Origin of the sequence: Bradyrhizobium sp. Rc2d, from assembly GCF_900099855.1 — a bacterium.
Lineage (GTDB): Bacteria > Pseudomonadota > Alphaproteobacteria > Rhizobiales > Xanthobacteraceae > Bradyrhizobium.
The window spans coordinates 49,347-73,649 of record NZ_FNCU01000039.1 but is presented as its reverse complement, the minus strand read 5'-3'; the positions used below and the strand labels follow the sequence as shown (position 1 = coordinate 73,649).

The 24,303-nt window shown below is 62.7% G+C and carries 23 protein-coding genes; 15 read left to right on the top strand and 8 right to left on the bottom strand.

Annotated elements, in window-relative coordinates; all coding sequences use genetic code 11:
• Positions 1 to 386: 386 nt before the first annotated feature.
• The 4 genes from BLV07_RS33715 to pncA all read right to left on the bottom strand — a co-directional run bounded on the left by BLV07_RS33715 (position 387) and on the right by pncA (position 4,762).
• Positions 387 to 770: a GrlR family regulatory protein gene (locus BLV07_RS33715; RefSeq protein ID WP_176945926.1), complete on the bottom strand. Its 384-nt coding sequence runs from the start codon at positions 768 to 770 to the stop codon at positions 387 to 389.
• A 35-nt stretch (positions 771 to 805) separates the two neighbouring features.
• Positions 806 to 2,839, bottom strand: a complete 2,034-nt coding sequence (locus tag BLV07_RS33710) for an NAD(+) synthase (RefSeq protein WP_091894539.1) — start codon at positions 2,837 to 2,839, stop codon at positions 806 to 808.
• A gap of 152 nt (positions 2,840 to 2,991) precedes the next feature.
• Entirely contained in the window at positions 2,992 to 4,107 is a 1,116-nt protein-coding gene (locus BLV07_RS33705) for an alpha/beta fold hydrolase (protein WP_091894537.1), read from the bottom strand.
• A 16-nt stretch (positions 4,108 to 4,123) separates the two neighbouring features.
• Entirely contained in the window at positions 4,124 to 4,762 is a 639-nt protein-coding gene (gene pncA / locus BLV07_RS33700) for a bifunctional nicotinamidase/pyrazinamidase (protein ID WP_091894567.1), read from the bottom strand.
• Positions 4,763 to 5,012: 250 nt separating this feature from the next.
• Here pncA and glk point away from each other — a divergent pair, with 250 nt between their 5' ends.
• The 3 genes from glk to BLV07_RS47905 all read left to right on the top strand — a co-directional run bounded on the left by glk (position 5,013) and on the right by BLV07_RS47905 (position 6,646).
• Positions 5,013 to 5,999, top strand: coding sequence for a glucokinase (gene glk / locus BLV07_RS33695; RefSeq protein ID WP_091894565.1), 987 nt, complete (start codon positions 5,013 to 5,015; stop codon positions 5,997 to 5,999).
• A gap of 143 nt (positions 6,000 to 6,142) precedes the next feature.
• Positions 6,143 to 6,346, top strand: coding sequence for a hypothetical protein (locus tag BLV07_RS33690; protein ID WP_091894535.1), 204 nt, complete (start codon positions 6,143 to 6,145; stop codon positions 6,344 to 6,346).
• Positions 6,347 to 6,490: 144 nt separating this feature from the next.
• Entirely contained in the window at positions 6,491 to 6,646 is a 156-nt protein-coding gene (locus tag BLV07_RS47905; RefSeq protein ID WP_176945925.1) for a hypothetical protein, read from the top strand.
• 121 nt (positions 6,647 to 6,767) lie between these two features.
• Here the strand turns inward: BLV07_RS47905 and BLV07_RS33685 are convergent, their stop codons facing one another.
• Complete coding sequence (locus BLV07_RS33685) at positions 6,768 to 7,145, bottom strand: response regulator (protein WP_091894533.1); 378 nt, start codon at positions 7,143 to 7,145, stop codon at positions 6,768 to 6,770.
• A gap of 112 nt (positions 7,146 to 7,257) precedes the next feature.
• A complete protein-coding gene (locus BLV07_RS33680; protein ID WP_091894531.1) occupies positions 7,258 to 8,058 on the bottom strand; it encodes a Spy/CpxP family protein refolding chaperone in 801 nt (266 codons plus the stop codon).
• Between the two features lie 489 nt (positions 8,059 to 8,547).
• On the opposite strand from BLV07_RS33680, the gene BLV07_RS33675 reads away from it, so the two are divergent.
• The 6 genes from BLV07_RS33675 to BLV07_RS47900 all read left to right on the top strand — a co-directional run bounded on the left by BLV07_RS33675 (position 8,548) and on the right by BLV07_RS47900 (position 14,633).
• Positions 8,548 to 9,891 carry an ABC transporter substrate-binding protein gene (locus BLV07_RS33675; RefSeq protein ID WP_091894529.1) on the top strand — a complete coding sequence of 448 codons (1,344 nt, stop codon included), beginning with the start codon at positions 8,548 to 8,550 and terminating at the stop codon, positions 9,889 to 9,891.
• A gap of 120 nt (positions 9,892 to 10,011) precedes the next feature.
• Positions 10,012 to 10,947, top strand: a complete 936-nt coding sequence (locus BLV07_RS33670; protein WP_091894527.1) for a carbohydrate ABC transporter permease — start codon at positions 10,012 to 10,014, stop codon at positions 10,945 to 10,947.
• Positions 10,947 to 11,858 (top strand): carbohydrate ABC transporter permease, encoded by a 912-nt coding sequence (locus BLV07_RS33665; protein WP_091894525.1) that lies wholly within the window; start codon positions 10,947 to 10,949, stop codon positions 11,856 to 11,858. The genes BLV07_RS33670 and BLV07_RS33665 overlap by 1 nt, the downstream gene beginning before the upstream one ends.
• 6 nt (positions 11,859 to 11,864) lie before the next feature.
• Complete coding sequence (locus BLV07_RS33660) at positions 11,865 to 12,965, top strand: ABC transporter ATP-binding protein (RefSeq protein WP_091894523.1); 1,101 nt, start codon at positions 11,865 to 11,867, stop codon at positions 12,963 to 12,965.
• Between the two features lie 34 nt (positions 12,966 to 12,999).
• A complete protein-coding gene (locus tag BLV07_RS33655; protein WP_091894521.1) occupies positions 13,000 to 13,989 on the top strand; it encodes a hydroxyacid dehydrogenase in 990 nt (329 codons plus the stop codon).
• A 170-nt stretch (positions 13,990 to 14,159) separates the two neighbouring features.
• Positions 14,160 to 14,633 (top strand): hypothetical protein, encoded by a 474-nt coding sequence (locus tag BLV07_RS47900; RefSeq protein ID WP_176945924.1) that lies wholly within the window; start codon positions 14,160 to 14,162, stop codon positions 14,631 to 14,633.
• Positions 14,634 to 14,699: 66 nt separating this feature from the next.
• On the opposite strand, the gene BLV07_RS33645 is transcribed toward BLV07_RS47900, so the two are convergent.
• Positions 14,700 to 15,197: a DUF1993 domain-containing protein gene (locus BLV07_RS33645; RefSeq protein WP_176945931.1), complete on the bottom strand. Its 498-nt coding sequence runs from the start codon at positions 15,195 to 15,197 to the stop codon at positions 14,700 to 14,702.
• 114 nt (positions 15,198 to 15,311) lie between these two features.
• Here BLV07_RS33645 and BLV07_RS33640 point away from each other — a divergent pair, with 114 nt between their 5' ends.
• The 6 genes from BLV07_RS33640 to BLV07_RS33615 all read left to right on the top strand — a co-directional run bounded on the left by BLV07_RS33640 (position 15,312) and on the right by BLV07_RS33615 (position 23,735).
• Positions 15,312 to 16,091: a transporter substrate-binding domain-containing protein gene (locus BLV07_RS33640; RefSeq protein ID WP_091894517.1), complete on the top strand. Its 780-nt coding sequence runs from the start codon at positions 15,312 to 15,314 to the stop codon at positions 16,089 to 16,091.
• Positions 16,092 to 16,261: 170 nt separating this feature from the next.
• Positions 16,262 to 17,134, top strand: coding sequence for a DUF2147 domain-containing protein (locus BLV07_RS33635; RefSeq protein WP_091894515.1), 873 nt, complete (start codon positions 16,262 to 16,264; stop codon positions 17,132 to 17,134).
• A gap of 397 nt (positions 17,135 to 17,531) precedes the next feature.
• Positions 17,532 to 20,384 carry a PAS domain-containing protein gene (locus BLV07_RS33630; protein ID WP_210187834.1) on the top strand — a complete coding sequence of 951 codons (2,853 nt, stop codon included), beginning with the start codon at positions 17,532 to 17,534 and terminating at the stop codon, positions 20,382 to 20,384.
• Complete coding sequence (locus tag BLV07_RS33625) at positions 20,381 to 21,958, top strand: CHAT domain-containing protein (RefSeq protein WP_091894511.1); 1,578 nt, start codon at positions 20,381 to 20,383, stop codon at positions 21,956 to 21,958. The genes BLV07_RS33630 and BLV07_RS33625 overlap by 4 nt, the downstream gene beginning before the upstream one ends.
• 23 nt (positions 21,959 to 21,981) lie before the next feature.
• The gene (locus tag BLV07_RS33620) at positions 21,982 to 23,220 is read left to right on the top strand and encodes a hypothetical protein (protein WP_143035565.1); all 1,239 of its coding nucleotides are present in this window, start codon (positions 21,982 to 21,984) and stop codon (positions 23,218 to 23,220) included.
• 158 nt (positions 23,221 to 23,378) lie between these two features.
• Positions 23,379 to 23,735: a hypothetical protein gene (locus tag BLV07_RS33615; RefSeq protein ID WP_091894507.1), complete on the top strand. Its 357-nt coding sequence runs from the start codon at positions 23,379 to 23,381 to the stop codon at positions 23,733 to 23,735.
• 140 nt (positions 23,736 to 23,875) lie between these two features.
• Here the strand turns inward: BLV07_RS33615 and BLV07_RS33610 are convergent, their stop codons facing one another.
• Positions 23,876 to 24,280, bottom strand: coding sequence for a (R)-mandelonitrile lyase (locus BLV07_RS33610; RefSeq protein WP_091894505.1), 405 nt, complete (start codon positions 24,278 to 24,280; stop codon positions 23,876 to 23,878).
• Positions 24,281 to 24,303 lie beyond the last annotated feature (23 nt).

Genomic DNA, 24,303 nt, shown 5'->3' with positions numbered 1-24,303 from the left:
CGCCGGACATCGATCGGCGGCCACTTCCACGGGCATCACCTCTGATCGCGCAACATGGGGTTGGGGGACCACATGGGGCGGGAGATTGAAGGCTGGGGCAAGGTGACGAGGTCCGGACTCCTAGGCACTCCGGACCTCGAAACTTTTCAGATTGAACACGATTTCGCGCCGTCCGGCTGTTCAGCCGGGCGGCGCGTTATCGTTTCAGCGTCGTCTTCCGGTCTGGCACCTAAAGGATATTGTTTGAGCATGATCTTTTCGGAAAACCGCTGCACACTTTTCCGGATCATGCTCTAGCGCGTCTGCGGCTCGATCGTCAGCGAACATTCTGTCCATGCTCCTGAGTGGGGACGAGGAGCAAGCCCATCGGGCAGATCACGCCGGGCTCACATCGCCTCCTTGAGCGTGAGGCGGGCCGTGAATGTCACGGTGGTCTTCCCAACCAGCGCCATGCCTTCGACCTCGGCGCCACCGGCCGAGTAGCCGCCCGAGAAACCGCAAGTGACCTCCCTGCCGCCGAACGCGAGCGTCTTGCCGACGGCTTCGGTGTGCTGATTGACGATCATGTCGCCCCGCCACTTGCCGTTCCGGTACGTGTAGCTGCCGGTGTAGTAGAAATAACTGTCGCCGCCCATGATGCGTCCGTCGCAGAGCACGACCACGCCCCTGGCCTGGCCGCGCTTGCCGTCGCGCATCTCGATGTCGAAGATGTAGAGGCCGTTGATGACCCTGGCCTCCTCACCCGCTTTTGCCCCATCTCCGGCCGACATCCAATCGTCTCCCCTATGTCGATCCGCTACACTGATCAGTTCGGCACGTTCCTTTCGAGATCCTCGAGCCATGCCGCCGCGCTCGCGTCCGACGGCGCGCGCCAGTCGCCGCGCGGCGACAATGAGCCGCCGGCCGAGACCTTCGGTCCGTTCGGCATGGCCGAGCGCTTGAACTGGCTGAAAGCGAAGAAGCGGCGCAGGAACACCTCGAGCCAGCGCCGGATCTCAGGAAGTTCGTAGGCCTTGCGCCGGTCGCTTGGGAATGCCGGCGGCCATTCGCCCTTGGCGACGTCCTTCCAGGCGTGCTGCGCCATGAAGGCGATCTTGGAGGGACGCATCCCGAAGCGCAGCGTGTAGAACAGGTTGAAATCCTGCAGCTCGTAGGGGCCGACGGACGCTTCCGTGCTCTGCGGCTTCTCGCCAGGCTGCACCGGCACGAGCTCAGGGGAGATTTCGGCAGCCAGGATTGCGCCAAGCGTCCGGTTGACGTTGTCACTGAACTGTTTCGAGGAGATCACCCAGCGGATCAGATGCTGGATCAGGGTCTTCGGCACGCCGGCATTGACGTTGTAATGCGCCATCTGGTCGCCGACGCCATAGGTGCACCAGCCGAGCGCGAGCTCGGAGAGATCGCCGGTGCCGATGACGATGCCGCCGTGATGGTTGGCGAGCCGGAACAGATAGTCGGTGCGCAGCCCCGCCTGCACGTTCTCGAAGGTGACGTCGTAGACCTTCTCGCCCTTGCCAAAGGGGTGGCCGATATCCTTCAGCATCTGCGTCGCCGTGGTGCGGATGTCGAGTTCCTGCCAGGTCGTCTGCAACGCTTGCATCAACGCCAGCGCATTGGTCTTGCTCTCGCTGCCGGTGGCAAAGCCCGGCATGGTGAAGGCGAAGATGTTTTGGCGCGGCAGGCCGAGCAGATCGACCGCCTTGGCGGCGACGATCAATGCATGGGTGGAATCGAGCCCGCCCGAGACGCCGATCACGACGCGCTTGGTGCCGGTGGCGCGCATCCGCTGCACGAGGCCGGCGACCTGGATGTTGTAGGCTTCATAGCAATCCTGCTCGAGCAGGCTCTCGTCGCTCGGCACGAAGGGAAAGCGCTCGACCTTGCGCAGGAAGCCGATGTCGGCGGCCGGCGGCTTCAGCGCGAATGTCAACTTGCGGAAAAACGCCTCGCGCTGGCGGCGGTTGTCGTCGAACGTGCCCATCAGCGCGCGCTCCTGCCTGAGCAGGTCGAGATCGACGTCGGCATACGTGATCTGGCCGCTCTGGCGGAACCGCTCGCCCTCGGCCAGCAGCACGCCATTCTCGTAGATCGAGGTCTGGCCGTCCCAGGCGAGATCGGTGGTCGATTCCCCTGCTCCGGCGGCGGCATAGACATAGGCTGCGAGGCAGCGTGCCGATGTCGATTGGCACAGCAGCGCGCGCGAGCGCGCCCGGCCGATCGTGATCGGGCTGCCCGAGAGATTGATCAGCACGCTGGCGCCCGCAAGCGCGAGCTCGGAAGCCGGCGTCACCGGGATCCACATGTCCTCGCAGATCTCGACGCCGATGGTCAGGCCCGGGACGTCCTCGGCCGAGAACAGAAGGTCGACACCGAACGGAGCATGCAGCCCGCCAAAGGAGATCGTCTCGCCGGCGATGCCGGCGCCGGAGGCGAAATGCCGTCCCTCGTAGAATTCGCGGTAGGTCGGCAGGTAGCTCTTGGGCACGACGCCGAGGATGTTGCCGCGATGAATGACGACGGCGCAATTATAGATGCGATTGCCATAGCGCAGCGGCGCGCCGACGATCAGGACCGTCATCAGCGCTGAGGAGGCCTTGACGATCGTCGCAAGCCCGCGCTCGACCGCATCGAGCAGCGGGTCCTGCTTGACCAGATCCTCGATGGCGTAGCCGGACAGGCACAGCTCGGGAAACACGGCAGCCGCCACCGACTGTTCGTGGCAGGCATTGGCCGCGGCCAGAATGGCCTTCGCATTGGCCGAGGGATCGGCCACGTGGGAGGTGGTGACGCAGGCCGCCACGCGCGCAAATCCGTGGGCGTAGATCGAGTGGAACGTCATCGAGCGCTGTACCTTCAATCCCTTGCAATCTCTTGCGCCGCCGGCCGCAGCCGTCAGCTCACATCATATGTAGCCCATCGACCGGGGCCGGTGCAGGCCATCCGCCGTCATGCATAACGGATTTGCATATCGGCCGGTCGGCGCCCGCGACGTCAGGCGCTGCGGGCCAAGACCCCGGACAGATCGTTGCGCAGCCACTCGGCGATCCGGGGCCAGGCATGGACATGGGTTCGCGCCCCCATGAATAGGCCGAGATGATTGCTCGGCTCGGAGGCTGCCGCAATGAACGCCGGCGGCGTGCCGACGAGACCCGCGGTGGCGAGTGCCTGCACAGCCGGCACGACATCGTCGTCCAGCCCGGACAGCAAGAAGACCGGCGCCTTGACGTCCTTCAGGTCAACCGGGCGGCCGAGCGCGACGAATTGGCCGCCGGCAATCCGGTTCTCCCGGAAAATCCAGTTGACGATCTGAAGGTAATAGGTGCCCGGCAAATCGAGCGTCTCGGTATTCCAGCGATCGAAGCGCGCGAGCAGGCCCGCGCCTTCCTCGTCCGAAAGCCCCCTCTGCAACGCCACTTCGATACCGTCGCTGTCAGGCGATTTGGACCAGAAGCGCAGCATCTCCTCGCCGCTGACATTGCCGCCGCCGCGTGCGACGAGCTGGTCGTAAACCAGCTCGGGCGCATTGCGGGCGAGCCGCGACAGCGCCGAGTCGATCGACAGATCGACAGGAGCGCCGACCAGGACCAGCCGCCGCACCTTGGCCGGAAAGCGTGCCGCATAGAGCAGCGACAGCCAGCCGCCCTGGCACAGCCCGACGAGATCGACCGGCGCGCCGATCTCGTCGATGGCGACGTTGAGATCGGTAAGATAACTGTCGATCGAGAGATAGCGCATCTCCGGCGTGGCTGACCGCCAGTCGGTGAGATAGACGCGGCCGATGCCGCCATTTTGCAGAGACTGCACCACGCTGTGGCCGGGCGCAAAGTCGGCGATCAGGGCCCGATGCAGCGCATAGGGCGCGCAGACCAGCGCCGGCTGGCCGGACCGCGTCTGCGTGAAATCGCGCAGGCGCATCGTCGCAAGCTCCAGCGCGACCGTGCTGGGCGTCGTCCACGGCAGGCTGCTCTCGCCCTGCTCCACAGCTCCGCGCTCCAGCCACCAGAAACAGGCGTCCATGGCGAGCCGCGCCGCCGTAAACGGCCACAGCAGCGGATCATCCGGCGCATGCCCTGGTCCGCGTGGCTGTTTGCCGGTCTTCTCCACCATGGCTATCTCAATATCGTCACAGGAACGCCTCGAGGCTCACGACCGAAATGCCGCGATCCCTAAAACTCCGATGGGTCGCGGCCAGGGAGCCGTCGAGATCGATGCCGCGACAGGCATCCTCGACGACGGCAACCTCGAAACCTGCCTGGCGGGCATCCTCCGCCGAGAAGCGAACACAGAAGTCCAGCGCGAGACCAGCGACGAAGACGGTCTTCAGCTTGCGCTCGCGCAAGTAACCGAGCAGTCCGGTCGGCGTCTTATGGTCGTTCTCGAACAGCGCCGAATAGGAATCGATGCCGCGGCGGAAGCCCTTGCGCACCACCAGGCTCGCCCTGACAACGTCGAGCTCGCGGTGGAATTCAGCCCCCGCAGTCCCCTGCACGCAATGAGAGGGCCAAAGCACCTGGGTGCCGTAGTCGAGCTCGATGGTCTCAAACGGCTGCTTGCCGGCATGGTTCGTCGCGAATGACACGTGATCACGCGGATGCCAGTCCTGGGTCAGCACCACATTGGCGAATTTTTGGGCGACTCGGTTGATGGCGGGGACGACCTTTTCACCGCCGGGAACGGCGAGCGCTCCGCCGGTGCAGAAGTCGTTCTGCACGTCAATCGCCAGCAGCACGTCACGGTCGGAGATCTTCATGCAAGGCCTCATTCCAGCCGTCCGGGGACTGTAGGCACCGAGACGCTCGTCTCCAATGTCGATCTTCCCGCGCGGCTTCGCAACCATCGTAGGCTTGTTAGAATGGACCGATCGTTCCTGAAATGAAACGGTTTGGGCTGGTCCGTGTTGACTAGCGGCACCCAAGAGCGGATTCTCGGGCATCCGCACTCATGCGGACTGCGTCGACGGAGTGGAGGAGAAGGGTTCCCGTGGCCTGCACGGCCGCGGCAGCCATATGGTCATGACGATCGGCAAGACAGGACAGATTCTTCTCGCCGATATCGGCGGCACCAACGCTCGCTTCGCGCTGAGCCAGGCCGAATCCAGCGACGGCGATCCGGCCGGACCGATCGACTATGTGAAGGTCGCCGACTTCCCAACCGTCCGGGAGGCCATCGTCGATGTTCTCGGACGCCAGTCCGGCGGCGAGCAGCCCCGAAGAGCCGTGCTGGCGGTGGCGGGCCCCGTGACCAACAATCGCTGCGTCATGACCAACAGTCCCTGGGTCATCGATGGCAACGAGCTGCAACCTGCGCTCGGCTTTGACAGCGTGCACGTGCTCAACGATTTCGAAGTGATGGCCTGGTCCCTACCCGCCTTGCAGCCTGCCGACCTGATTCCGCTTGGCGGACAGGACGGCCTGCCCGGAGAGCCGTTGCTGGTGATCGGGCCCGGAACCGGTTTTGGCGTGTCCTGTCTGGTCGAGCGCCACGGCGCACGGCTGGCGGTCGTGACCGAGGCCGGTCACGCCACCCTGCCGGCCGAGAACGAGCGCGAGGAACGCGTGATCGCTTGTCTGCGCAGGCGCCTTGGCCATGTCTCCATCGAGCGTGGCGCGCTCTCGGGTTCCGGCCTGCAAAGCCTCTACGAGGCCCTGGCGGAGGTCGACGGCGCCCAGGTGCCGCATCGCGATCCTGCCGCCATCACCAAAGCCGCGCTGGAGGGCCATTGCTCCGTCAGCCGCGCGACGCTCGACATGTTTTGCGCCATCCTCGGCTCGGTCGCGGGCAATCTCGCAGTGACCTTCGGCGCCCGCGGCGGCGTCTATATCGCCGGCGGAATCGTGCCGCGTTTTCCGGAATTTCTCGCGGCGTCCGCATTCCGGGCACGCTTCGAGGCCAAGGGACGCTTCCAGGATTACTTGCGCAACATCCCGACCAGGCTGGTGATCAAACCTGATGCGAGCTTCGTCGGCCTCAAGATGTTCGCCGAGCACAATCCAAATTGAGGGACGAAGCGCCCTTCTCGCGGGTTCCAGTAATTCACAGCTGATTGCAGCGGTCACACGATTCTACGCAGGATCGTGCTTGCCTGCGCGTGTCCGATGCGAAACAATCCTGCCCGTGTGTGGCGTAGTTGCGGGGGCGTGGCATGCGTAAACAGGATTTGGGTTTCGACTATCACCGCTACCACCGCCTGCTGCGCGAGGCGGATAACGAAGACAAGCGGCTGGCCTTGATCGAGCTCTTGATCGAGGAAAAGGCCAGAGACCGGCTGGCTGCCCAGCGCGCCTCGGATCGCGCGGCCATGACGGCCCGCACCATTGCCACGGTGCTGAGGAACGGCCGCAACTGAGACGCGCGATCTCGCTCATGCGCGGGAGTGCGCGGGGTCGATTGCGACTTCGTTAACGATGCCTCGCAATCTGACGTCAAACTTTTTGTTCTAAGAGTTCCCTCACCTGAGGCAAATCAGGGCCAACAAAGGGGGGACGTAAACATGAGCATGATTTCGCTCGCCGTGATGCCGGCCGCCGTCGAAGCGCGGTTCGCCGATTCTTCGTTCAAGACCATCTTGCTGTTCTGCTGCACGGGCCTGGCCGTCTCGTTCGGCCTGATCGCGCGTGGCATCGATCTCAGCGCCGGTCTGATCTGACAGCGCACCGAGCTCTTTCGGCAAATGGCCGCCCCGACGGGCGGCCATTTTCGTTGGCGACGTCTACGTCGTCACAGTGCGGCGTCTTCGCCGTCACCGAGTGCGGCATCTTCGCCGTCACTCAGTGCGGCGTCTTCTCTGTGGCTTCCGGAAACATCGAATCGATCATCGCCTTGAGCTGATCCATTGCGATCGGCTTGCGCAGGATCGGCCTACGCCGGAGCAAGGACGGCAGCAGCTCCGGCCCGTAGCCCGTCGCGAACAGGAACGGTTTTCCACGGCGCTCGATCAGGTCGGCGACGGGATCGACGTAAACGCCCATGAGATTGATGTCGAGGATGGCCAGATCGTATTGCGCGGTCATGGCAAAGGCGCTGGCGTCGCGGACATTGTCCGCTTCCGCGACGACGTGGTGGCCGAGTTCCTCCACCATGTCCGCGATCATCATCCGGATCAACGCCTCGTCTTCGACCAGGAAAACGGAGAGTCCGTCCGCCATATCAACCCCGCAGTCAGCCTTACGAAGCTAACCATAACCGAATTGCGGAGAGGATTCACGAATTCGTGGCAGGCGCCGTTAATTCAGGCGCGCCCGATCCGATTCAACTTGATCAATCCAGTCCCCGCTCGTGGCTGAGGCGCACCATCTCCTGAATGAAGACCTGCTTCTGCTTGTCATCGAGGCTCGAATAGAGCGGCTCGGCGGCGTCGGCGACATTGCGCTGGTCGGCGGCCCGGTCGATCAGGAACTGCGCCTCGTTGCGCATCTGCTCGATGATGTCGTCTGGCGGATCGCGCTTGGCGCGGGCAACCCGAAGGTTGAGCCGCTCTGCACCATTATGCCCCAGGTAGTGCATGGCGCTCGAGAAACCGTACCAGTGCTTCTCCTGATCAGGCGTGAGGTTCAGTTCGGTCTTGATCCGCTCGATGTAGGAATCGCTGTTGGCGACGATCTGTTCCGCGGTCTGCTGCGGTGCGCCGCTCTGGGTCAGAACCGGAACATCCTTATTATCCTTGTTGTCCGTGCCATTCGGCGCGGCGTTCTTCGCCTCCTTGCTCGCTTTGGCGCCCTTGCCCGCCTTGGCGGTCTTGGCATCCTTGTCCTTGCCGCCCGGCTGCTTGGAATCCTTGCTGGCGTCCTTGCTGGCGTCCTTGGGCGGCGGCGCCTGATTGCCATTGTTGCCGACGCCGAGCACGCCGGTGAAGACGCCCACCACGCCGCCGATGGCGCCGCCGAGCACGCCGCCGACCGGACCTGCCGCCTTGTTTCCGGCCGCGGCTCCCTCCTGAACGCCTTTGACCAGACCTTGAGCATTCGCCACCGCGGCTGCGCCGAGCAGCAGCGCGAGCACGGACCCCAGCGCAAACCATCGTCGCAGGTGAAGCCGCGCTGGCAGCGCCGGTTTGATCATTCTCGTCTCCATCGTCGATCTGCTGGCCTGTCGGGCGAGAGCCCCATGGCAATTGCAACTCTATCGTTTCCGCCGCGCCGAGGTCCAGACGCGGACATTTGCTGTCCACGTCCGAAAAGTCTTTCGCGCGAAGCGGTTATGCAGGCTTATTCGAAACTGCGGCGTAATTGCGCACGGATCATTCGAGCCCGGTTGGTCAGAGTGTGCGTCGCAAAATGAACGCCCGCGGTTCGCCTGCAACGCATCGTCCTGAATGCGGCCACGACGGTGCCGGACACACCATTAGTTCTAGACGAGAAGCCGTTCGGCTTTCTCGACAGACGCGATCAATCATGATCTGATCGCGCTACCAATTTGCTGCGACCTGCGTGAATTGCCGACGCGGGCCGGCGGCACCAAGACGGAACTAATAAGAAAATCCAACAAGAACTCGAAGAAAGAAGTCTCTCAGAGGAAACTCCAACAACAACACCCAGGCGAGGAAACGAGATGTCACGCAAGACACTGACGCGACGTCAATTTGTGGCTGCTACTGCAATGTCCTCCGCGGCGCTGATCACGGCGCCCTATGTCCGGGGCGCTTACGCCGCCGGCAAGCTCTCGATCGGCTTCTGGGACCATTGGGTGCCGGGCGCCAACAAGGCCTCGACCGATCTCGTCAACGAATGGGCCGCGAAGGAGAAGGTCGAAGTCTCCATCGACTACATCACCAGTCAGGGCAACAAGCTCCTTCTGACCATGACCGCCGAAGCGCAAGCGAAGTCCGGTCACGACATTCTCGCATCCGGCAATGGCTGGCAGCCGCATGCCTATGCTGAATTGCTTGAGCCGGTCAACGACGTCATGGAGCCGATCATCAAACAGAATGGCGAAGTGAACGGCACGGTCAAATATCTCGGCCAGGCTGGCGGCAAATGGCTGGCCGTGCCCGCGACGGTCGGCAGCCAGATCAAAGGCCCCTGCTCGCGTATCGATCTGATGAAAAAACACGCCAATATCGATGTGCAGGAGATGTATCCGGCGGGTTCACAGCCGAAGGCCGACAACTGGACGATGGAGACCTTCCTCAAGGCGGCCGAAGCCTGCCAGAAAGCCGGCTTCCCCTTCGGCATTGGTCTTGGCGAGACTACTGACAGCGTCGACACCGCAGGCGCAATTTTTCAGTCCTTCGGTGCCGAGCTGGTCAATGCCAAAGGCGATCTCACAGTCAAAACGGATGCAGTTCGCCAAGCGCTCGAGTACTATAAGAAGCTGATCGCGGTCCTGCCGCCGGACGCCCCGTCGTGGGATGACGCTTCGAACAACAAGTGGCTGATTTCCGGCAGGGGTGCGCTAATTATGAATCCGCCGAGCGCCTGGGCGGTTGCCAAGCGTGACGCACCGCAAGTCGCCGAGCAGTGCTGGACGCACGGTTTCCCCGCCGGTCCGAAGGGACGTTTCGCGCCCTTCCTGCCGTTCTTCTGGAGCATCTGGAGCTTCTCCAAGAACAAGGAAGCGGCCAAGAGCCTCCTCACCCATTTGTCGCAGCCGTCGTCGATCGAGAAATTCGTGGCGGCAAGCGGCGGTTACGATTTGCCGGCGTACGCGAAGATGACGACACTGAAGACCTGGGCTGAGGAAGGGCCGCCGAAGGGCACGCTCTATCATTACCCGAACCCCTACAATCATCAGACGTTGTCGATCGCGGCATCGCCGGCTCCGCCAAAAATTGCGCAGCAGATCTATACACAGGCGACGCTGACCAAGATGGCGCTCCGCTACGCGCAAGGTGAGAAAATGGAAAACACACTCGCTTGGGCAGAGGGCGAGTGCGAAGGCTTCATGCGAAGCTGATGCGAGAATTGACGCGGCGGCTCATGCTGAAGCGTGAGCCGCCACTGTCGACCCATTCACGCGATCCTGGGCCGGCATATGCCGGCTTCGCCGCCTACGATTCTGCAAGGAAGCTGCACCATGGCTGAAGTCGCCGTTCAGCAAGCAAGCGCCCGCCCCTCGAGAGCGCGCAAACGCTCGGGCCTGCGCTATGCGATGAAGCACAAATCGACAGTGGCGTTCTTGATGACGCTGCCGCTGATCCTCCTGATTGCGCTGCTGGTGCTCTACCCCGCGCTCTATTCGGTTCATCTCGCCACGCTGAACAAGTCGATGCAGAAGTTCGTTGGCTTCGGCAACTTCACCTTCCTGTTCAAGCGCGACACGTTCTGGATGGTCGTGGAGCAGTCCTGCATCTTCGCGATTACCGCCGTGGTCTTCAAAGCGCTTATCGGTTTCATCGTCGCGCATTTCGTCCACAACATTCCGGCCAAGGGCCAGCGCAAATGGCGCGGCATGCTGCTCGTACCCTGGGTCATTCCGCCGGCGATGAGCACGCTCGCGTGGCTCTGGCTGTTCGATCCGTCCTACAGCGCCTTCAATTACACGCTGTCCTTCTTCGGCATTGGGCCGATCCCCTGGACGGGCGATGCCGTGTGGGCGCGCTTCTCGGTCATCCTGGTCAATGTCTGGTACGGCGCGCCGTTCTTCATGATCATGTATTTGGCGGCGCTCAAATCGGTGCCTGATCAGCTCTATGAGGCAGCCGCCATCGACGGCGCCAATTGGTGGCAGCGGATCTGGTACGTCACCTTGCCGATGATGCGCAACATCATCGCTATCACTACGCTGTTCTCGCTGATCGTCACCTTCGCCAACTTCGACATCGTGCGTATCCTCACCTCGGGCGGTCCGCTCGACCACACCCACATCTTCGCGACCTGGGCGTTCCGCGTCGGCATCGAGGGCAGCGACATCCCGCTCGGCGCCAGCGTCTCGCTGTTCATGGTGCCGATCCTTGCTGTCGCCGCGATTTTCATCCTGCGAGATGTCTCTAAACGTGGGAACGAAGCCTGATGAGCACTGTCGCTATCGACAAGGCCGGTCCGCGGCGCAAGATCAAATACGGCAGCATGAGCCGCGACCGTGCCTGGGCGCTGCGCTGGTCCTATTTCTTCCTCGTGATCTTTGCGATCTTCTCACTGACACCGCCGCTCTACATGCTGATCACGTCGTTGAAAAGCAGCGCGGAGATCTCGGCGGCGACCAACCCGTGGTGGGTGTTCCATCCGACACTCTCGAACTACGTCGAGCTTTTGACCTCGAACCAGTTCCTGCGTTTCTTCTGGAACTCTGCCATTGTGTCGATCGTGGTGGTGATCGTCACCATGCTGATCAGCATACCTGCTGCCTTTGCGCTGGCGCGCATGAAGTTCTGGGGCTCGGCCACGCTCGCCACCGGCGTGTTCCTGACGTATCTGATCCCTGACAGCCTCCTGTTCATTCCACTGTTCAAGATGTTCGCGACGGTCCAGAACTGGACTGGCATCCCCCTGCTCAACACATGGTATGTGCTGATATTCATCTATCCGACGCTGACCGTGCCGTTCTGCACCTGGATCATGATCGGCTATTTTGCTTCGATCCCGAAGGAACTAGACGAGGCCGCCATCATCGACGGTGCGAGCTGGTTTCAGACCTTGACGCGGATTTTCATCCCGGTCGCGCTCCCCGGCCTGATCGCGGCCACGATCTTCGCCTTCACGGTATCCTGGGCGCAATTCCTCTATCCGATGGTGTTTACAACATCGACGGATCAGCTCGTGCTTCCGGTTGGCATCATCACGACGCTGATCAAGGGCGACGTGTTCAACTGGGGGCAGATCATGACCGGCGCGCTGCTTGGCGCGGCGCCGCCGCTGATCATCTACGCCTTCCTGATGGACTACTACATTGCCGGCCTGACCGCCGGTGCGACAAAGGGTTGATGACTCATGGCTGACGTTGCTTTGCGGAAGGTAGTTAAACGTTACGACGATGTCGAAGCCGTGCGCGGCATCGACCTCGATATCGCCGATCACGAGTTCATCGTGCTGGTCGGCCCCTCCGGCTGCGGCAAGTCGACCACGCTGCGCATGATCGCAGGGCTCGAGGACATCAGCGACGGCGACATCATGATCGGCGGCGACGTCGTCAACGACGTGCCGCCGAAGGACCGCGACATCGCCATGGTGTTCCAGAATTACGCGCTCTACCCGCACATGACGGTCGCGGAGAACATGTCGTTCGGCCTGCGCCTCAAGCACTATCCCAAGGCCGAGATCAAGGCGCGGGTGACGGAAGCCGCCCGGCTCCTCGACATCACCGACCTGATCGACCGCAAGCCGAAGCAGCTCTCCGGCGGCCAGCGCCAGCGCGTCGCGATGGGCCGGGCCATCGTGCGCAACCCAAAGGTCTTCCTGTTCGACGAGCCGCTGTCCAATCTCGATGCCAAGCTGCGCGTGCAGATGCGGATCGAGATCAAGAAGGTGCACCAGAAGGTGCGCACCACCACGGTCTACGTCACCCACGACCAGGTCGAGGCGATGACGCTGGCCGACCGCGTCGTGGTGATGAACAAGGGCCGCATCGAGCAGATCGGCACGCCGAACGAGCTCTATCACAAGCCGGCGACACGCTTCGTCGCGGGCTTCATCGGCTCGCCCGCGATGAACTTCATCCCGTGCCGGCTCGAGGACGTCGGCAGCACGCTTCAAATCCGTCTCACCGACCGCATCGCTTTCCCGCTGCCGCCGGCCCGCGCCGCACGCTACAACGCTCTGCCGCGCACCGAGAAGCTGCTGCTGGGCCTTCGCCCCGAGCACCTCACCGAGTCGCATGCGCATCTCGAGCCCGGCGTTGAAACCTTCGAGACCGTGCTCGACGTGACCGAACCGATGGGGATGGAGACGCTGGTCTATTTCGGGCTCGACGGCACGCCGGTCTGCGGCCGCGTCAATCCCAATGCCGGCGCCAAGGACGGGGCACCTATGCGTTTGGCGATGGACCTCAACAACATGCACCTGCTAAACGAGGCGTCCGGCGTCGTGTTGTGACGGCCGGACAAGAAACTCGCGCAGGCAGGGGACGATGGCGACCAACAAGAAGAAGATTTTCGTTACGCAAACTTTGTCGCAAGGGGCACGCGCCCTCCTCACGCAGCGGGACGATATCGAGCTCGTCGAGTTTTCGAACCTGATCTCGGCGAAGGACTTCGAGGCCTTGCTCAAGAGCCATGCGCCGGTCCACGGCGTTGCGCTCGGCGCCACCGCCTTCGGCGAGACCGAGCTGGAGGCGTCCGGCGACATGAAGGTGGTGACCCGCATCGGCGTCGGCTACGACGCCGTCGACGTGCCCGCCCTCTCCCGCCGCAAGGTGCCGTTGATGGTGGCGGGCAGCGCGAACTCGCCCTCGGTCGCGGAAGCGGCGCTGTTCATGATGCTGACGCTGGCCAAGCGCGCGCAGGAGATGCACGCCTGCGTCAAGGACGGCAAATGGGCCGACCGGCTCGGCATGCTGCCGTTCGATCTCTACGGCAAGACCGTGCTGATCATCGGCTTCGGCCGGATCGGCAGTCGCACCGCCAAGCGCTGCCTGGCGATGGAAATGAAGGTCCAAGTCTACGATCCCTACAAGGGAGCCGCCGAGATCAAGGCCGCGGGCTGCGAGCCGGTCGCCGATCTCGATGCCGCGCTGCCTCACGCCGATTTCGTCACCATCCACTGCCCGAAGACGCCCGAAACCACCGGCCTGTTCGATGCGGCGCGGATCGGCCGGATGAAACCGAGATCCTATCTCATCAACACCGCGCGCGGCGGAATCGTGAAAGAGGCCGCGCTCTATGACGCGCTCACTTCTGGAAAGATCGCCGGGGCCGGCGTCGACGTGTTCGAGGTGGAGCCGCCGCCGCTCAGCAACGCACTGTTCGCGCTGCCCAACGTCATCATGGCCCCGCATGTCGCCGGCGTCACCGTCGAGGCCGTTCAGCGCATGAGCGAGCAGACCGCGCGCAACATCCTGAGTGCGCTGGACGGCGATCCCATCCGGCAGAACGTCATCAATCAGGACGTGCTGGGCTGAGTGAGCCAATGGTCGGGCGGCCCGTCCGCCCCGCCTTCGGAAGGCCAGAAAGCGTCCCATTTTGGTGCAGATCGAGCCCCAACTCAGCCTTAATCAAACGCGCGTAATGAGAGGGAAGCGCGGCGGCGGTGGGACAGACTGGCCGGCGCGTCGAGCTGGAGGATGGACCCTTGGCAGAGATCGACCCCACTGACCACGCGCTGGCGACCATCGCCAGCATTCTGGAGCACCCCGAGCACGTTCTGGTCGTTCGCGAAACCGAGACCGAAAGGGTGGTCGCCGGTGAACGCGAGCACCTAGCTCCCGACGAGCAGCCAGCTGTCGACGAGCATCCGGTGGTCGAGGAGCAGCCGCTGGTGCCGGAGCACACCGATGCCGACGGCTACAGCAAGATCGGCCCCGGCCCGATGGTCGCGATCCGCCTGAAATGGACGGTCCATCGCGGCGATGACGGCCAGTACTACGTCCATGAGACCATCGGCGAGCAGTCCGCCCCCGTGGTCAGCGGCCCGATGACGAGCGAGGCCGCCGTGCATTTCGTCGATGCCCAGGAGCACGAAGCGCATCGGCGCTTCGAAGAGCTGCGCAGCGAGATCGCCGGCCGCAGCTCGCTTGCCGACTATGAGCGCAAGGGCGAAGCTTAAGGCAGCTTGCAGACCGGATGTCTCTGCACCTCTCCCCGTCGGGGAGAGGTGGACATCGAGCCTGGTCTACTTGCGCCCGAGATAATCCTTCTTGACGAGCTCGACGCCGGCGTGCCGCAGCAGGTCGTAGGCCGTCGTCACGTGAAAGAAGAATTGAGGGACGCTGAATGTCAGCAGCAGCGTCCGCCCGGTGAAGGGCAGCTCGGTGCCGTTCTTCAGCTTGAAGAAGACATTGCGTTCCGCCGCGGCATCGATCGCAGCGCGCGGCAGGCTCTCGACGAATTCGATCGACGTCGCGATGCGCGCCTGAAGCCCGGCCATGTCGTGCTCCAGCAGCGGCAGCGTGACCGGCTCGCGCTCGGCCAGCAAGGCCGGAGCGACCACGGCATGGCGGCAAGCCTCACCGACCTGCTGCGCCAGATCGTACATGTTCGGCGCAAGGCGCATACCGAGCAGAACCGCCGGGTTGAACTTGCGGGTCTCGGCATAGGCGACGCCCTTGTCGAGCAATCCGGACAGGTTGCGCAAGTTAGGCACGAAGAGGCCGACCGAGGCCTCGTACATCGAGATCGTCACCTCTGAATTCCCTTCAATTCTGCCTCGCCAGCGACGGGCATCTGGTCTAAATCCACGCCTCAAGAGCTGCACAATGACAGCTCGGGCATGGGTGGAAAAGAGATGATCGTTCGAATCTGGGCGGCTTTGGCCGTGGCGTTGCTGGTAAATGTTTCGGCGCATGCGCAGCAGGCGCCCTCGCGCCTCGACGAGATCGTCAAGCGCGGCACATTGCGCGTCGGCATGACCGGCGACTACAAGCCCTTCACCTATCTGGACAAGACCACGCAGCAGTTCAGCGGCTTCGACGTCGACATGGCGCAGGCCCTTGGCAAGGCGCTCGGCGTCAAGGTCGAATTCGTGCCGACGGCCTGGCCGAAGCTGATGAAGGATTTCGAGGCCGACCAGTTCGACATCGCCATGGGCGGTGTCTCAGTCACGCTCGACCGGCAGAAGAAAGGCTTCTTCTCTACGCCGATCATGCGCGAGGGCAAGACACCGATCGCGCGCTGCGCCGACGTCGGCAAGTACCAGAGCATCGCCGACATCGACAAGAAGGGCACCCGCGTCATCGTCAATCCCGGCGGCACCAACGAGCGCTTCGCCCGAGCTAACATCAAGGATGCCGAGATCACTGTCTTCGCCGACAACACCGTGATCTTCGACGAGATCGCCAAGGGCAATGCAGACCTGATGATGACCGACGCCTCCGAGACGCGCTACCAGCAGAAGCAGCATGCCGGCGTGCTCTGCGCGGTGCATCCGGAAAAGCCGTTCGACTTCTCCGAGAAGGCCTACTGGCTCCAGCGCGACATGGCGCTGAAGGCCTTCGTCGACCAATGGCTGCATATTTCCATGGAGGACGGCAGCTACAGGAAGATCTACGCCGCATGGTTCGACTAGGCCGCGTCGTCCTGTCGCTCGCTTCGGCCAAACTGTGGACGGGTTCCGGGCGTATTGAACCCGAACGCATCGCAGCACGACTCATACGGATGAAAGTGATCTAGATCACTTTTTGCGATCGAACCGGAGCGTATGCGTCGGTCCGGGGACCATCTGTTCAGGAGACGGAAATGAGGAAGCTGTTGGCTACGGCCGCATTCCTATTGGCGAGCACGGCTGCTCAGGCACAGTACACCTTCGAATATGGCGGGCGCACCATCCGGATCGATCCGGACCGCGGCACGGTGCAGATTCCCGGCGTGTACGACAACACCGGCCAGGGCAAGGCCAGGAAGGCCAAGAAGAACGAGCAGGCGCCGCAGCAAGCCACGGTCGATCCGCAAGCGCCTGCTGCTGCTCCGGCGCCGGCTCCCGCCGCCGCGCCGCCCGCGGCCGTGCAGCCGCCTGCACCCGCAGCAGCTGCTGCTGCGCCGCCTCCCGTTCCGCTACCACCGGTCCCGCCGCCGGCCGCCACTGCCAACAACACGCCGGCCGCCACGGCCGTGGTGCCGCCGCCTGCGCCGCCTCCGGCCCCTGCTCCCGTCGAGCAGCAGGCGGCGCCCGCTGTGACGCCGCCGCCCGCCCCGACCGTGGCTGCCGCACCACCAGCGCCGCCTCCGCCACCCGCCCCGGCGCCTGCCCCCGCTCCCGTTCAGGCGGCCGCAGCCACGCCTGCTCCGGCGACCGCGCCCACGCGCGATCTGAATTCGCCGCTCGGCGTCTGGCTCACCGAGGAGAAGGAGGGCAAGGTCCGCATCGAGCAATGCGGCACCAATCTCTGCGGCTATTCGGTCGATTCAAAATCGAACCAGAACGGCGAGCAGGTCCTGATCAACATGAAGCCCGGCAAGGATCAGAAATGGTCAGGCCGCATCCTCGATCCCAATTCCGGTTCGACCTACGATTCGACGATCGCGATGAAGGGCACCGACCGGTTGCGCGTGCAGGGCTGCGCCTTCGGCGGCATGTTCTGCGGCGGCCAGACCTGGACGCGCGTGAACTGAGCGGCGCTGATTGCACCGAAGCCAACATGGCGCAGGTAGACTGACGCTTTTTCGCTCTACAATCCGCAATCGACGCCGCGACTGCCAGGATAGCAGTCGCTATCCTGGGCAATGAGAGCCGGGCCGCACGTCGTATGACCGTGCGATTCCAATGCTCCATTGTGAACCATTTCATACTCTGCTCGCCGTTGTCGCTTCTAGTCTGGATTGATCGTCAGACCATTTGCGACCCTTATACTACGCAGTTGGCACCGTTTCGCCGAGATGAGTAGACCGAAAAGAGTCATTTCCCGACCTCCTTTCGGCGCCGGTAGTTGCGTAAGCGAGCGAGGTTGTTATGGAGGAACTCCGTGCGACGCCATCGCTAGTCTCAGGTGACTGGGGCCCCGGCTCGTTGATGTCGGAGGAAGCCATACGGCGCCATGTCATCGGCGCACTCCGAAGTCGGCAGACGAGCCTGACCACCGCGCTGCAGCCCCTGGTCAACGAGCAAGCGCGGATGCTCGTTTCGGAATTTGGTTTCGACGCTCAGACCGTCGGCAAAATCCTGCAATCGCAGAACACCGTGCTGAGCGTATTGTCGGATCGGTATGACGCGCTTGATGAAGCCGCACATTACAGCGAGATTCCCTTCGTCGAACTGGCGAGCGACGGCCGCATCGTCTATTCGAACGCGGCATTCGACAAGCTCATTCCCGGCGGGCGCGGCGCTCCTTTCTCCGGGTTGTTCGGATCCCGTGCAGCCGATGTGCGGATGGCCCTCCGGGCAAATCACAACACGAGTTTGCGCGCAGACATCCAGACCAACGAAACGGTTCGTCAGGTCAGAGTCGAGATTGGCCCGCTGCGCGACGAAGATGGAAAGCCGGGCAATTACGCACTCCTTCTCGACCAGAGTGCTGAACAGAGCCGCCTCGATGCCCTGCAGGATGGCGTGCTCCGCACCGACTTGACTGGCAAGATCCGGTTCGCAAATGAGCGCGCGGTGCAAATTCTGGGATTCTCGGAATCAGAACTCAAGGAAATGTCGCTCTCCCTCGTATTCGGCCCCGACGACGAGGGAACGACGAACTTGTTCGCCGAATGGATCACCAAACAAACGGGCTTCTCGAGTTTCGTCCGGCTCCGCCCAAGAGACGGTCGTTCCATTCTGGCAAGGGTTAGCGGAACGCCCTACATGGAAGCACCGAATAGCTCGGCAGGGCTGTTGGTGCTGTTCGCTCCTCTTGCCGAAGATCGCGCGCGCCAAGAGCTCAAGACGGTTCTCGCCGAGTACGATGATCCGCAGAAGATCATCGAGGCAACGCTTCAGGCCATCGGCAAAGTCATCCCATTCGAAATGGGCACGTTCGGGGTCTACAACGATCTCAGCGACTATTGGCGAGCGCTCACTGTCTTTCCAAGGCCCAGCTGGGAGTGGAGCACGCGTTGGTTCAAGGTGCCACCCGGCGTGATCGAGTGGCTCGAGCAGGGCAAGACGTGGGACAATAATTTAGCCGCGTTCGTCGAGCGCCTCAATCCGGAGGAAATGGACAACCCGGTGAGCAAGGCCATCATCGACGACGAGTTCGAGTCGATGGTCGTATTGCCGATTCGCAAGGCGGGAGGCCGGTTTGGAAGCTCGCTTGCTCTGCTGTCCCGCAAGCACAAATACACGGCTTCTGATCTACGCACGCTGCACAATCTCGGCGTCGAGGAGATATTGCAGGCCGCAGACGCCGCGATGGAACATGCTCAGGCGCGCGCCTTGCGCAAACTCAAGGACGATTTGAACAAGGCACCGAGTGCACGCGCCATCGCCGAGCTGCTGGCCACAGGCACCACGAAATGCCTGGGCTGGGAGTATGTCGGCGTGTTCCGCGTCGATCGCCTGCGCGGCAAGTTCGTGCTGGTCGCCGAGCACGTCAAGAACGACCGAAACCTGCTTGTGAAAGCAGCTGACCGCAAGGCCGAATACACTCAGGAGCTGTCCAACGGCATGCTGGGCAGATGCCTGGCCGAGCGGGACATTCTGGTTGTTCCTGACATCAGCGATACCGAGCGGAACTACGGCTTCATCAAAACCGCACCCGATCAACGTTCGGCCATGACCGTCCCCCTGTTCGTGAATGGCAAGATCGAACTGATTCTGGATATGGAATCATCGGAGCTGAACGCGTTCCGTGGGCCTGATCGGGACGCGGCAAGTGGCCTCGCCGCCGACTGTGAGCAGATCTTTGCGGCTCGCTGGCACGAAGCGATCGAGCACGCGCTCATGAATAGAATCGAGCAGGCGGCCGTGATCGTGGACGCCGTTGGGACGATCTGCCATCTGAATGGTGCAGCGGCGAACATCTTCGGCCAGGCGCGTGACAAGAAGCTCTCGTCATTTGGCGCCCGGGACGACGATTCCATGCAACTGTCGAAGTCCGGGATCCAGCACCGTCTTCGCATACACTTGGCGATCGGCGCTGCGCCGCGTACCGAGCTGACCGCTCTCGCAAATCGCGAGCCGTTGAATGACGATTATGGTCATCAGCTCTGGCTGTTCACCAGCCTTGCCGACCAAAGTCGGGAGAGCGACTGGGGCTATCTGGAGGAGACTGTCACGGCCGTTGCGCGCGAGACGCGCGCCCCGCTGTTGATGGCCGACGGCTTGCTGCGAGGCGCCGCGTCGATCCTGAGCAAGCCAGACCTCATGAGAAATTGCGCCGATCTGCTCGAGCAGGCCGCCAATCACCTGCTAAGGGCCGATCTGACTTTCGAACGTCTGTCCGATCGTCTTACCGTGCAGCAGACGCCGCAGGAGGCTCCCGAGCAATTCGACGCATTAGAGGTGCTCTATCACGAGGTCGAGAGCGTTCCAGTCGAAGATCGTGACGCGATCCACCTCGTCGACGAGATTGCGATGCGCCGGCCCCTGTTGGTCCAGGGGTGGACGAAGAGGTTGAGCTTTGCGTTTCGTTCCGCCCTCAGCTCCCTCCTGTTGTTGCGCATCACGCCGAACGACAAGTTGACAGTGACGATCGCGGAACGGCCGCCGCATCGCCTCTCGGTGTCCATGCGCTTGCCCGCTACGATCGCCGACACCCTGGCTCCGTCGGCGGCGGATCCAATCGAACAGAGCCAGCGCCGAGCACGGCAGATGGCCAGCGTCGCGGTCGAGGCGATACGCAAGGCTGCCGAGCAGCACGACGGCACTCTGACCGATTTGGACGGCGTGGGGTTCGAGTTCAACCTGCCATTGTGCGCGCAGGAGGCACCGGTATGACAGCAAAGATTGCCATAGCCACCGCCGAACCAAACATGTTCGAAACGCTACGGGGACATCTGCTCGCGGCGGGAGTGGCCCTGGAGGACTTGTACGACAAGCCTCTGATGACCCCGGACCAGACGAGTGAGTGGCTCATCGCGAATGAGACCGAGTTGCTCGTGCTCGATGCGCGGTTGCCGACCGACCCGAGCGCCGTTTACGACACACGTACGACGCTCGGCGCGAAGCACGTGCTCAACACCGTCGTTTTGGCCCAAGACCCGCACACCTCCGTGCTGGTCATCGCACCCTCATTCGGAACCTGCGCGGACCTGGAGGAAGAGTGCAGAGCAGCAGGCAATGCGTTGATCCTGCCGATGGACGCGCTGCAGCTGCACCGACATCGGATCTTGCGCCCGTTCATTGCGATGCTCACCGGTCGTCCCGACGAGACGAATGCCATTCCGGGCGCGTTCCGCGTGATCGAGATCGAAATTCAGAGCGCCAAGGTGGAATGCCGGCTCGGAACGGGTGAAGACGGCTCTCCGATGCTTCGCTGGAACACCATCAGCGATCTCGATGACCTCAAGTCTGCCGCTCAAACCTATGCGCGCGATGAGATGCCGCTGAACAATTGGCTCGGCCAAACGCGGGACGTCGGAACACGCCTGTTCAAGAGCTTCGTTGTAAAAGCGATCGGCGAACATCTGTTCTCGCAGATCGAGAAGTCCGCGGGCGGGCTGGTGGGACTGTCGTTCCGATTCGTCATCAGCGACGCAGGCTTTTATCCGGTGCCCTTCGAGGCGAGTGTCCGTTATCTCTCGGAGGAAAATGGGCCATTCGTGCTCCTCTATGCGCCGATTGTCCGGCGCATTCCATCCTTTGTCCGTGGAAGGGCCAGTGAGCGAGCGCGGATCAGACCGGGCGCAAAACTGATGTTCGTTCGCTCTCAGATCGGCGAACATCCCGATCTGAAGCTCGACAGCGCGATCTGCGATGGCAAGAAATTCGATAAGCTTGGCAATATCGATACCGAACTGGAGCATGTGAAAAAGCTGGGCGCCGCGGGCTGTTTCGATTTGAAGATCGTCAACTTGTCGGACGCCCCTCCGGGCGAGGCCGCCCCCTACTTGCTGAAGCAGCTCGACGCATTTCGGCCGACCATTCTCCACTACGCCGGTCACGCCTGGAGCGATGGCCAGCAAACCGCGACCCTCGTCCTTCCCGGAATGCAACCGCAGCAAGCGGTCGGCCTGAAACTCGACAGGGTGGCGGCATCCGACGGCCTGTCAACGACGACTCTCGTCTACCTCTCAGCCTGCCGTGGCATCTCGAAGGGCTGCGTTCAGCAACTGGTGATGAACGGAATCCCCTATGCTCTGGGCTTCCGATGGAATGTCGAGGACGAACGCGCGCCGCAATTCGCCAAAGAGTTCTACGACGAACTCTACAGGACGCGGTCCGTTTGCCTCGCATTCCGGAAAGCGTGTCGCGCATCGTGGGAAAGCCTGAACTACGACGAAGAAAGCCCGATCTGGCTTTCACCGATCCTGCTGGCGCAGTCGACCGATTGGGCAGCACGCTGCCAGTGAACAGCCCGCAATGGAAGAATGTCATGACAGTCTGGGCCACACTCAAGAACGTCGTGGAACACTGGGCGAGCCGCGAGTTGCGGCGCCCATATGTCGGCTACGTCGCTTCGACCGGCGGCAATGCGGTGACAACGGGACAGACCTTCGTGCCCGAAGCGAGCTACTTCGGCGTGCGTATGGTCGAAATGGGCTTGCGAGATGGCGGCAAGTTCTTCAGCTCGTTCCTTCCGCTCGGCGTCGTACTCACCGAGTTCAGCTTCGGCGACGGGCGTCAGCGCCGGCCCACGATCTTGAGCAATGACGAGATCGCCGCTCAGCTGAAGGCAGCCGGTGCTGCTCCAGGTTATGTCGACTTCAAGAATATCTACGCGGTCAGGCGCGCGCCCATGAAGCAGGACAACTTGTCTCTGTTTGTCGGGCTCTTCCGCCTTCCGTTTCACGATGTCGCGCAGCAGGTCCTGCAATTGGCCGCCGACCTGACCACGCAGACTGGGCTCGCGCCGGGCGTTTCAGACGGGTTGCGTGTGGCTGAAAAGATCTACGACCGAGTCGCCGGCCTGTTCGGACTCAACATCGTCACACCCTTGTTCTCGTATGCCGACGGGAATGCGCTTGGCCGCAGCGGTTATCTCCTGGTTGCGGGTTCCGATCTCGAAGAAGCGGTTGCCAAGCGACTGGTGGTTACCGACGACCGATTGCTGCTGGACGGCCAGCGTGTGTCTGGATTGGACTATTGCCTCCTGGCCATCGAGTTCACAGCCAGCCTGCTGCCCGACGGGCCGGACTCGATCAATCCTCTCACGCAGCTCGGATTTCATCGACACTGGCAGGATGTTGCAAGCAGCATCATGAAGCGGGAATTAGAGCGTGCGGACGAACAGATGCTGACTCTGCGCGCCGAGGTGATAACGTCGCCTGAACTCGCCGAAAGCGATCGTCTCGTGGCCATCGGCGCCTACCAGACCAGCTACGATAAGCTCGTGGAGCGCGTGACACCGAAAAATGCTCACCGCGGCTGGGAAGAGGCACTTCTGGCCGACCCCAACGACAAGACAATCGCCAAGCCGGCCGTGACAGAGCTCCTGAAGGGCATGCAAATCCGCCTGCTCACCGGCATCAAGGATGCCCCGGAGGATCCGGACAAGCTTTTTGCGTCCGAGGCGTTCGCATTGCGAAAAACAGTTGGCAAAGCCCCCCTGGTCGACACAAACTCTGCCGTCTCGCTGGCGCGCGTGATCAATCGCGCCGTGACAACAAAGTGATGGCACGAACGAGCCCTTTCACGGCGCTGCCTGGCTGATGAGACGGCGCCCGGACACGATCGCGTTGGCACCGTCCGACCGTATGCGTGACACTCCTCACATCGGTCCGCCCCGTGTTGTGACACGATGCCCCGCAGGTTCAGCCAAGGGGGCGTGTCATGCGACGTCTTTGCGAGGGTATTTTTGCTGCGATCTGGGCCATCGCCCTGCTCTGCGGACAGGCGAATGCAGCATCGACCAGCTTCGACGGCACATGGAATGTCCGCATTTCGTCATCGAGCGAGACCTGCGGCAACGGCGCGACCGTCGCGATCGGAATCAACAATGGTCAGATCGCATCAAGCAGCGCCGCGGTGACGGCGTCGGGCCGCGTCGCCGATGCCGGCAACATCAACGTCACCTTGAGCACCGGCATCAAGCGCGCCGTCGGCTTCGGCCGGCTCAGCGGCACGTCAGGCTCCGGCACATGGCGCGGCGCCATGTGCACGGGGACGTGGACGGCGGAGCGGATGTAGGTCTTGCGTCCCGGACGCGGCGCGGCGCGAAATGCCGTGACGCTGAGCCGGGACCCAGCAGTGTCAATCGCTCGGAAGAGTCTGGGCCCCGGATCGGCGACGCATCGCCAAGGGCGATGCGTCTTGTCCGGGGCACGGGACTAGCCGACCGCCGCCCCATACTCCGCGTCGGTGACCGGCTCCAGCCAGGTCGAGTAGACGCCGTCGAGCGCTTCCTGCATGGCGATGTGGCACATGCCGTTGGTCGGCGACGCGCCGTGCCAATGCAATTCGCCCGGCGGAATCCACACGGTGTCGCCGGGGCGGATCTCGCGGATCGGGCCGCCCTTGGACTGGACGCGGCCGACGCCGGAGACGACGTAGAGCGTCTGCCCGAGCGGATGGTGATGCCAATTGGTGCGTGCGCCCGGCTCGAACGCGACGCGCGAGCAGTTCAGCCGTGCCGGCGCGGGCGCCATGATGACGGGGTCCTGCCACACGGTGCCGGTGAAGTGTTCATTGGGCGCGCGGCGGGTCGGCCGCGTGCCTGCAACAGTGATTTCCATTGGGATTACCTCGCTGCTTCCCG